This is a genomic window from Paenibacillus sp. MZ04-78.2 (assembly GCF_024213375.1).
In the GTDB taxonomy this organism is placed as follows: Bacteria; Bacillota; Bacilli; order Paenibacillales; family NBRC-103111; genus Paenibacillus_G.
In genome coordinates, this window is the sequence record NZ_JANAVJ010000073.1 from 1 (window position 1) to 10,373 (window position 10,373).

At 38.2% G+C, this 10,373-nt stretch carries 7 protein-coding genes; all 7 read right to left on the bottom strand.

The annotated features are described in order from the left end of the window. Positions 1-8: 8 nt before the first annotated feature. Positions 9-791, bottom strand: coding sequence for a tyrosine-type recombinase/integrase (locus NLX71_RS25275; RefSeq protein WP_254366545.1), 783 nt, complete (start codon positions 789-791; stop codon positions 9-11). A gap of 160 nt (positions 792-951) precedes the next feature. Further along, entirely contained in the window at positions 952-1,677 is a 726-nt protein-coding gene (locus NLX71_RS25280; RefSeq protein WP_254366546.1) for a helix-turn-helix domain-containing protein, read from the bottom strand. 1,207 nt (positions 1,678-2,884) lie between these two features. Next, positions 2,885-4,138, bottom strand: a complete 1,254-nt coding sequence (locus NLX71_RS25285) for a site-specific DNA-methyltransferase (protein ID WP_254366547.1) — start codon at positions 4,136-4,138, stop codon at positions 2,885-2,887. A 456-nt stretch (positions 4,139-4,594) separates the two neighbouring features. Next, on the bottom strand, positions 4,595-5,230 hold the full coding sequence (locus NLX71_RS25290) for a hypothetical protein (RefSeq protein ID WP_254366548.1): 636 nt from the start codon (positions 5,228-5,230) through the stop codon (positions 4,595-4,597). Between the two features lie 341 nt (positions 5,231-5,571). Then, positions 5,572-7,050: a DEAD/DEAH box helicase gene (locus NLX71_RS25295; RefSeq protein ID WP_254366549.1), complete on the bottom strand. Its 1,479-nt coding sequence runs from the start codon at positions 7,048-7,050 to the stop codon at positions 5,572-5,574. Positions 7,051-7,066: 16 nt separating this feature from the next. Further along, entirely contained in the window at positions 7,067-7,237 is a 171-nt protein-coding gene (locus tag NLX71_RS25300) for a hypothetical protein (protein WP_254366550.1), read from the bottom strand. 88 nt (positions 7,238-7,325) lie between these two features. Further along, positions 7,326-10,271 (bottom strand): hypothetical protein, encoded by a 2,946-nt coding sequence (locus tag NLX71_RS25305; protein ID WP_254366551.1) that lies wholly within the window; start codon positions 10,269-10,271, stop codon positions 7,326-7,328. Between the last annotated feature and the right edge of the window lie 102 nt (positions 10,272-10,373).

Genomic DNA, 10,373 nt, shown 5'->3' on the forward strand with positions numbered 1-10,373 from the left:
CCTCCCGTTCAAGATACCTTCATTTTCTCATGAGCTTGAGGTTCTTGAAAGGTGGTGAGTATTTGACGCTCACGTTTATACCCAAGCGTATGCCGCAACATATGGGGAGTCACCTTCACATGTATTCGATCCCCGTATTTGTTCAATATCAGATTAATCGCATTCCGTTCCAATGCACCGCGCTGCCCTATAAATAAATATTCCGAATCGTTTTCTGGTCTGACTTCCAAGTATCGAGTGATTGCTTTCCGTACATCCTTATTGATCGGTATCGTTCGGAAGGAGTTTCCTTTGCCGTATACTTTCAGCGTTCCCTTTCGCTCTGACAATTCGATATCTTGTAGCCGGATACCAACCAATTCGCTTACCCTGATGCCGGTTCCAATCAATATCTCGATCATACAGATATGCATTCGGTTGCCGAAACGATGAATTTCATTCCGCAGCTTCCACAAATGGCTATCTTCAAGTCCTTTATATTGCCGAACCGTTTTATCTCGTACCGCTTCAATATGTATAGCTTCCTTTATATAGCCTTGTTTGTACATCCATTGGCAGAATACGTTAATGCTGGCTATCTTGCGGTTGATCGTGATGACAGCTTGGTCAGTACTTTGCAGATGCTTCTTATACTCTACGCCATCCAATTCAATCAATCGTTCCAATCCATACTCCGTCTTGCCGCGATACCATGCCGTGAACTGCGATGTATCCCTCAAGTAGCAGGAAATTGTGTTCTCGCTCCGATCCTTGCTCCGTAAATGCGCCTCAAATGCCTGAATATACGGCATATCGCCCCCACCTTTCGCCTCGTGTGTCACATGATACGATGGGGTAGGGGAGACAGTCAACTCAGTACATAACTTATCTTATGCATTGATTATAGCTAATTTTGGGGCATTATTCCGGCTAAAATCTGCGTTTATCTATCGAAAAACTGACGGCATAACCTTATTGAACATCCTCATCCGGCTCCTCGAAGCCATCATCTACCGCTACCGATTCCTCCAGCATTTCACCCTCTGCTTCAATGACATCGGCTTCGATCATATCAAGAAATAGTTGCTTCCGTTGCTGTTCCAACGCTTTCGTATCAACAACGATCTCGCGGCGGTCATTCCATTCGTTTGGAGCGCGGTTCTTTAAATAGAAGATCATCGCGGTCGGGTTAGGGGGCTGATGGCGTTTAACCTTCTCGATTCGGGTACGCTTTTTACCGTTTTTGTCTTCTTCGACAATCGTTTTGATTTCTTCATACTCATACCCCATAGCAGTTTTCAAAAGTGAATTTTCCACGCGAGCAATAGTAACAGACTTGCCCCAATTTATAAGCTCAGCAAACATTGGATGCTTACTGGCATACTCATACCAAGAGGCAGGAGCAATTCCGAGTTTTTCACACATTTGCTCATTTGTTAATCCTTCTTGACACCATTCCTGAATCTCCGTCAATCTAGGCAAAACATGCGTTTCAAATTTCGATGGTCGCTCCATCATTTTGGAAAATTTAGGGTGTTTGTTCTCATATTCGTATAATGTAGTAATATGTATATCTAACCGAGCAGCGATCTCATTATCTGTTAATCCATCTTTTATCCATTGCTTTATTTCGTCTAAACGCGGCTCAACATTCAGTTCATACTTAGTAGGTTTCTTCACCTTCTTCTCCCTATTCATAATCACCTCACCTCCAAAAGAAAAAGCCTATGCGAGAGCTGCATAAACTTCTTTATCCACTTAAATATTTATAAACACAAGCATATCCGAATTTGGCGTCAATCTGTGACAGATAGTTCTTCATCAGCTAGGTCTCTCTTGTACGAATAATAGAGAAGCAAGGCGAAGGACACAAGATATAAAGGAATCAAAATAAAACTTTGTATTTTCAGTACTAAATACAGAGTAGAGAAGGCTATAGAAGCTAGAAATATTGCAATGTTTATGATTTTCATCTCTTGGCTACTCAAGGGCTTCATTATATTTATCAAACTTTTTCCTGCAAAAGAAAAGCCTAAGCGGAATTTATATAACGTATAAGCCAATAAAAAAGCGACCAAAATCTGAGTGGTTTGAACAGAGTAAGTAAGCAGCCCTTGCGGATCTAATCTGGGTGGCAAATGATCAAATACAAACATTGCGTAAAATAAATAGGCAAGAATGCTAATAATTCCATAGCCAAAATACATAGTCGATGTGAGAAAAGAGGTTAACCATGAATACCGTAACACATAATGGATGAACAAAATATAAAGAATATAGTGAAGAAAGGTATCCAATACAGCTGATCCTTCAAAGTACACTCTTACAACGTATGAGATTACAGCAATCAGGGTTGATAGAAAGGCTATTTCCTTAATATCCTGAATTCCCGTCCATATTATAACGAGGTCAGCGGCTCCGATGCAGTTGTGGAGTTTTTGATACTTTTTATTCCTATTGTTCAAATATTTATTGCCTTATGTAGTGTCATTCTTCTTATTTTCCAATTCGTTGTGAATAATAGGTTCGTTAATCCACGTTATAATTATAACGTAGATTAGCGAAGATTCTGATAGGCAAAATCGCCGAAAAGCCGCGGTATTACAAGGTTTTTACATCACCCTCGTTATAATTTTACGGGGATTCAGATTAATATGAGTCCAATAAGGCAGTCGAAAAAATCTCAGCATCAACGCAAATAAGGCAAATACGTCCAGCATTCCCATACCAATGTACAAGACGACCTGAGTAATGATTTTCCCTCCCCTTCCATAATGTTTATTGAAATGAACCGTAGCACTTACCAACTATTTTATATATCTTTCAACATAGGACCATTTATTCCTCTCTGTAAAATTAAGAAGGGCTAACTTAACAGCCGCCAATTTAACTCAGTCCACAACTATTAAGTTCCGCAGTTATCTCCTTCATTAACTTCTTGAAAAGAAATTGTTTGACCATTCCGAACCAAATGCACTCCATCATCACTACCAACATGAGCAATATATCGCTTTACAATGACATCTACATATTTCGGATCAAGTTCACTGGTATAACAAATTCGATCCGTTTCCTCACAGGCAATCAAGGTTGAACCTGAGCCGCCAAATGAATCGAGAACGATATCGCCAATCTTGCTTGCGTTTTTGATTGGATAGGAGATAAGGGGGACGGGTTTCATAGTCGGATGATATTCATTCCGAAACGGTCGGTCAAATTGCCAGAGCGTTGTTTGTTTTCTATCCGCATTCCAGTAATGGGCTGCACCTTGTCGCCACCCATAAATGATTGGTTCGTGTCGATAATGATATTGAGAATGTCCAAGCACCATCGACTGCTTAGCCCATATGCAACACTGAGAAAGTTTAAACCCCGCATTTTTAAAAGCCTGCCGAAAGTTGATTCCTTCTGTATCTGCATGAAAAACATAAATACTAGCACCATCGTCAGCTACCTCATACATGCGTTTATATGCTGCCAATAAAAACTCGTAAAACTGATCATTGTCCATTTTGTCATTTTCGATCTTTAGTGCATCTTTCGTCTTGCCTGTATAGTCCACATTGTAGGGAGGATCAGTTACGATCAACCTGGCTTTCTTCCCATCCATCAACGTTGCCATATCCTGATTGCTGGTGCTGTCACCGCACATTAATCGATGTTTACCTAATATCCAAATGTCACCTTTCTGAGTGATCGGTTGTTCCGCCAATGCTTCATCGATATCGAAATCATCTTCATCTGGTTCCTCGTGTTTATACAGCTCATCTAATAATTTCTCAGCTTCTGACATATCAAAGCCGGTAAGCTCAAGATTGAAATCCTCATGCTTCAACTCATCGAGCAGGGAGGAGAGGGCATCAAAATCCCATTCGCCAGTAATTTTGTTGAGCGCAATGTTCAAAGCTTTTTCTTTCGTTTTATCGATATCGATTAGCACGCAATCCACTTCATCATATCCGAGAGCCTTCAATACTTTTGTTCGTTGATGGCCTCCAATGATCGTGTAATCATTGTTGATTATGATCGGCTCGCAGTATCCGAACTCGTTAATACTATTTTTGATTTTTTCAAACTCAGGATCTCCCGGACGTAAATCCTTCCTTGGATTATAGTCTGCATGAACCAGTTGATCGATTTTTAATTTGATAAACTCCACTTACATTCTCCTCTCAATTTAGAAAAGGAACCCTAGCCAGCAGCCGAAGAGTTCCTATAATTTCGTTATGCTATTAAATAATTTAGGTAGTCTAAAACGCCTTCTTGATTCGGCATACTGGATTTGATATGTCCAGTACTTTAAATTGTTGTACCATTTCAATTTCTTCACCTCGTATTATTGGTTAGTAGGGGATGAAATTAATAAATCAACTGCGTCCTGTTTCGATCATAAAAAAAGAACCGTACGAATACGGCTCATAATTGATTTAGCATCACAGGGGCATAAAATTTTTTCACAACGTAATTGCCTCTCTACGGGCTGACAAGCCCGATCGTACAATTCATACAATTAAATATTACATGAAATGAGAATATAGTATAGCAATCGGTTCTTTGGTCAATTTATCTATTAAATAGCAACTAATTGCCCCGCAAAGGACAGCAGAAATACATTTTATCTATTACAATTCGCTTTTTTCTTTTTAAACACCAGTACAATTCCAACAACCAGAATGAACACACCAAAAAACACCTCAACAAGATGATACTTAATTAAGCGATGATAAGCCGCTGTAACATAAACTAGCTTATTATTAAAATCTAACTTACTCATTGCACCTTTTAAGTTTACGTTTTCGATTGGCTTATTACCTTCCCCAATCTTATTAAGTTCCATATTGGCATTTGAAAATTCCTTAGTTAATGAACAGATGCTTGTATGTAGAGTATTATTACTGTCGTAATTATTAGCAAACACTAGATAAGTTTGACCAACTTTATATTCATTCCCACAAGAAGATTCTCCACCAAAATTAGTATTCACGATAATTTGTGTTTGAGAAGTTCCCTTCCACGTTTGTTCTACATTAAAAAGAATTGCTTCTCTGTATTCAAGAATCCCATCCACATCAAATATCTCTTGTTTGGCTTCGAGCACCTTACCAGAAAACACAGCTTTGGCTTGTTCTAATGCTTTATCGGGGTCTGGTTTATAAGCACAACTACAAGCATAGGATTTAGTTGGAAATATGGAACTGATACAGCAAAATAAAACCAATAATGAAAGTGCGTGAATCAAATATCTTTTCATATGCTCAACCTTCCCTAATATCGCATTTTAAACCAATAGACGTTTGTTTTAATCTAATGTTTCAAGATTCAATAAGAACGTTGGCACAGAAAATCCTGCTACCACAATGGAAAGCAGATTACATTTCATCATTCATCTCCGCGCAACGATGAACCTGTTGCTTGGTCGCACCACCAATCCAAGGAAGAGCACCTTGGATATGGCGGATGCGTAAATTGTATTTTATCCTACTTCTTCACTTGGATAGTAAAGATCATACGGACAGGAGGACTTGAACATAATATGGGTGTGTTTTTGCCAGTATGCTCTATATAATGCTTAGAGGCATTTTTACATCCACTTTAATAAGTTATCTTTCCAATAATCCAATATCTTTTTCCCCTATTTTTTCCTCGTTCTTTTTCTTCTTCACTTTTAATTAAAAATTGAAGATCATTATCCCTGAAATATCCATTAATTGTATTATACCCTAGTGATCCATGACTACTTTTAGGGATATTGATTATATTTTGTTTAATAAAATCCTTAAATTGTTTTTGCTCATCCTTAAACATTTTTTTACCAACTAAAGCGTTGAGATAATCATTTAGAGTTAATGAGTCATAGTGATGTTCAAGCATCTCATACTTTTCCTTCTTCAATAAGCCTAATATTTTATTTTCATATCCATTTTCTTCTTTTAGGATTTCGTTAAAAGTATCAATGTCATACGTACACTTACAATACATGACTTCATTTACCGTTTTAATAATACTTTCATTTTCGAATGAATCGTAAATCATATCGCCAGAATATTGTCTTGGATACTTTTTTATAAAATCTTCTGTTGTATTTCCCGCAATCAAAAAATCTGCCATTTTTAATTTTTTGTTCAATTGTGTAATTCTGCCACCAATTGATTTGTGATTCATTTTTTTTATAAGAATAGTAATATTGTCGTCCTTTCCTTGCGTTCTTTTTCTTCCAATGCACTGAATTAATATATCAAAGTCCTCGATGTCCACAATTATGTATTTGACATCTTCGTCAATGATGTTAATCCCATTGTCCAATGTATGAGTAGTAAATAGAAACTGTTGTTCGAAACGTTCATCCTCTAACATTTTCTGAATTTCTTCTGTTTTGAGGTATCTCTTGTATTCTTTATTTCTATCACCACATACAAACAAGGAGTCTACAAACTCTTTGCTTAGTTTATATGCTCTTTCTGCACTGTGACAAAAATAAATGACCTTTTCATTTTGGTTTAATTCGAATAAAAATTTTTTTACTGTAGCATCATTTTCATAGAAAAATATTTTTTTGATATGATTATATTGATAATCAATTTCATATTTATTGACCTTTAAGTTTTTATGCCGTTCCAGATAATCAAGCATAAAGTTGCTTGTTGCCGACATGAAAATCCGAATACGATCATTGGCAGCAATTATCGTATCGAGGCTTAAATCTGTTGTATGATTAAAACTAGCATCTGTTATAAAATAATGATACTCATCACAAACAATATATTTATAAATGTCTTTAAAATGCGTAGTATTCTCATGCAAAACATGTGCCTGTATTTTTTGATAAGTGAATACGTCAATTATATCCGTCTTCTTGTCAGAGACTAATTCCTGTTTGATTTGCTGAAGCAACCTTTTCCTATTGACGAGGTAGAGAATTTTTTTACCTTCAGCCATTGCGATAGCGTACAACAAATTACGAACAAAATAACTTTTACCTGTTCCTGTACCGGATGTAATTGAAATTAAATCCCCCGTATTCCAACTTTTAATATCCTCAATAGTAATAATATCGCTTACTCTTTGATTCACTATGAAGACTCACTCCTTACTTTTGTGTACGCTTGATCTCCTCTAATGCCTGTTGAAACTCATCTGTAATCTCATAAAGCCAAAACTTTTGATGCTTATCGATGGTTAAGGCGCGAGTGATGTATCGGATATGTTTGTCCTGCAATTTCCGCATCATCTGCCCATCGTAGCAGTAAAAATAGTTCATATTGATTTCTTATCTCCCATAAATTTATTGGAATGTAAATTACAAGACACTCCTCATGCCGCTCTACCGGCTGACAAGCCGCATATAATCAACCTTTAATATCGACCAGACATTTAATCGAGGCATCTGTCGTCTTTTCGATTTTCTTAATTGTGATTGCTTTGCCCATATAGTTATCAAGCAACGTATCTCCTCTTTTCCGAGCAATACTAAGCCCTTCAGCGACACCAAGCCATCCACGATCATCAAATAGGGTGTACGTATTACCGACAATCTTTTCGGCCACTATTTTCGGCTCCCACGGTTTCTTTTCACTACTCAGCAATGTCACTTCGTAATCGATGAGATCGACCAACGCTCGATCCTGTTTCTTGAGATATTTCTCAGGGATACTCATGTCTTTGCCTTCAGGGAATTCCAATACGTAGGCTTCATGTTTAGTTAACGTACAGTAATATTCACCCAACCATTCAAAAGCATTCGAATCATCACGGTTTGCGGATTGAATGTACAACTTGTCCCGGTCTTCATAGTTCAACTGGATATTTTGCAAAATGCCTTCGCTGGCAATAACCCAACAGAATGAATAGTTTAGATTATCATTCTTCGCTTTCGAATCCACGTAGGTCATTCTGACGGAAGCCGTAGCAAGCAGGGAGGGGCAATCACAAATTTGCTCGGCTTGTTCCCTGGTCTCCTTGAATAACTCAGCAAACTTCTCATCGATTTCTTTCCGTAATCGTTTATGTTTTTCGTCGCTGGAATATTGATTCAGGCTCAACTTCTGTTTCGTTAGGGTTCTATTTTTTTGCAGGAATGAAGCATAAGTGTCCTGCAACGCAGCGATGGTTTGATCAACATAGGTTGTATCCAGATTAGGGTTCTGAAAAAAACGATAAATATTTTCAAACTTATGTCTCTGGACTTTACGATCTGTTTCTTCAATCATGATCCTGTGTAAATACTTTTTGAACTTCGCCATCACATGTGAAAAACTATCCAGAGCAGAGGTATGCTTCTTATCTTTGTTGTAGTCGTTACCGTCCTTAAATTTCATGAATTGTGGCTTCCATTTTCCAAATTGATACTGGATTACATCAGGAATGATCACTTTGTCGAACAGCCCCGATTTGGAAGCATCGATACAAAGCGCTTGTAAATGTTTCATGATAGCTATCGGCAGTTTGTATTTGACTAAGTCCTGTTCCGAGTTGGCTATATTTTCGATTGTTGTATTCATATCCGTTATTTTGCCTGTCTTGTCCTCTGAGCGAATAATAAAGTCGATGATGTTTTGTTTTGTCCATTCCTCTGATTCGGCTGTTGATTTATCTGCATCGTTAATTTGAACAAGAGAGTCAGTGACATAATCCTGAAGGGTAACGCTTTGGGATGGAAAGCGTTCATTAAAATATAGCTTCAGCCGTTCATTGAACAATTCGAGCCTATTGTTACCGTAATCTTCGCTACCGGTATCTTGAACGATATCATTGTAATTTTGCATATATTCAATGGAGGTATCCGCCCAATTCGTATCCGTATCCAGCACTAACAATTCATCACCATCGCGGTCTGCGCCTCCAAGACGATCAGGTTCGGTACCGAGCGGGAGTTGGACAATATTAGTGAGGTGACGAATGAATTCAACATCTTCGTTCTCATAATGTACGAATGTAGTCCGAGTCAATTCACTAAACGACATAATCGGATTTCGGGCCAAAATTCGCTGGCCTTTTATGCTGCCGCCGCAATAGCATTGCTTTGAACCAAGAAAGCCTGTATACATCCATTCGTTTTTATCTTCTGCCGCGGCATAGGAAAGGAAGGCTAAAATATCTTGCGTTACATAGAGATACTTGGCTTTCAGATAAAATTTCCCCAAACACATTTCATCGATTTTATGATCGATCACGTCTTTGATCGTTTGCATCACCTTATGGTCGAAGACAAGCTTTTTGTTCAGGTGAATGGCTTTAACGGCATCACTGCAATTTTTGCCCAGGTTGTTATCAGAATTCTCTTTGAAAACCTGATTCAGAAAGGCTTCAACATAAGCGATATCATTCCAGTCCGTTTCCTCTTTGCGGTAGATGCTTAAGGTTCGATGAATCATATCCCCGAGCACATTAGAAAAGCAAAATATATCTTGTAAGCGAACATTTAGCGCTAACAACAACTGATAAGAAGATTTTCTATACGTTTCATGAACAGGCTTGGCAACATTCGAAATACCGATAACATCGTAACCATAGTCAAGAAGCTTGGACTTGTAATCTGAGATAGAAGGGAAGAGCCAGCGTTTATCTTCTGATCCGTCAGGCTTTGTTCCCACCACTTCCAGCTTGGCTTTGAACGTAGACTCCGTAGCCAGAATGTCGATTTTTTCGGTTTCATGCCATTCATTGAAAATATCTTTAATTTTTTTGACTCGGTGTTTTCGGAAATATCGTCGGAAATCAACACATGGGAAAAATCCTTTTATTGAAGGCAGTCTTAACTGATAACCGGTTATGGGAAAGTCGGTTTGTAAAAATTGTTCCATCCGCTGGCCTAGTTCTTTGCAAACCAACCCCATGCCATCGAAAACATTTTCCATTACTTTATGGGCCTTCACTTCTGCTAGTTGTAATCCTGTAGACCACTCGGTAATGGGAAAGTCCTTTTCCTCATAAGGCTCCGTTTGCTCAAACGTCCATACTGGGACATGGGTGCCATCTTTTTTGATTACTTTCCATTGAGGATCGATAAGCGCATTTAATCGTACTCGTCTGCCTTCTTTCCCCCATTGACCGACCGTTTTATGTTTTTTGTCTCTGTTATTTGGCGCGATGGGAAGCTCGATTTCTTTTTCTTTGACTCTTTCTAAAATCATCAGACGCTGTTTGTCATATTCTTTCTCCGTAGCAATGAAGGCTTGAAGTTCAGCGAACGTACTCTCTTCTTCAGGAGTACGATGGTATGGCTTGATCATCTCCACATCTTCAATGACAGGCACTTCTTTATCTGGGATGATGCAAATTGTCAGCTCCTTCATATCCACAGGGAAAAGGTATACATCTCGGTTAAACACCCTTATTGTGGACACTGCACCTCTTATTCGATATGAATCGTAGAATTGCTTTAATTTGCTTCGTTT

Coding starts and splice junctions, on each gene's coding strand:
- NLX71_RS25275 (WP_254366545.1), bottom strand. CDS start 791: ATGCCGTATATTCAGGCATTTGAGGCGCATTTACGGAGCAAGGATCGG.
- NLX71_RS25280 (WP_254366546.1), bottom strand. CDS start 1,677: ATGAATAGGGAGAAGAAGGTGAAGAAACCTACTAAGTATGAACTGAAT.
- NLX71_RS25290 (WP_254366548.1), bottom strand. CDS start 5,230: ATGAAAAGATATTTGATTCACGCACTTTCATTATTGGTTTTATTTTGC.
- NLX71_RS25300 (WP_254366550.1), bottom strand. CDS start 7,237: ATGAACTATTTTTACTGCTACGATGGGCAGATGATGCGGAAATTGCAG.
- NLX71_RS25305 (WP_254366551.1), bottom strand. CDS start 10,271: ATGAAGGAGCTGACAATTTGCATCATCCCAGATAAAGAAGTGCCTGTC.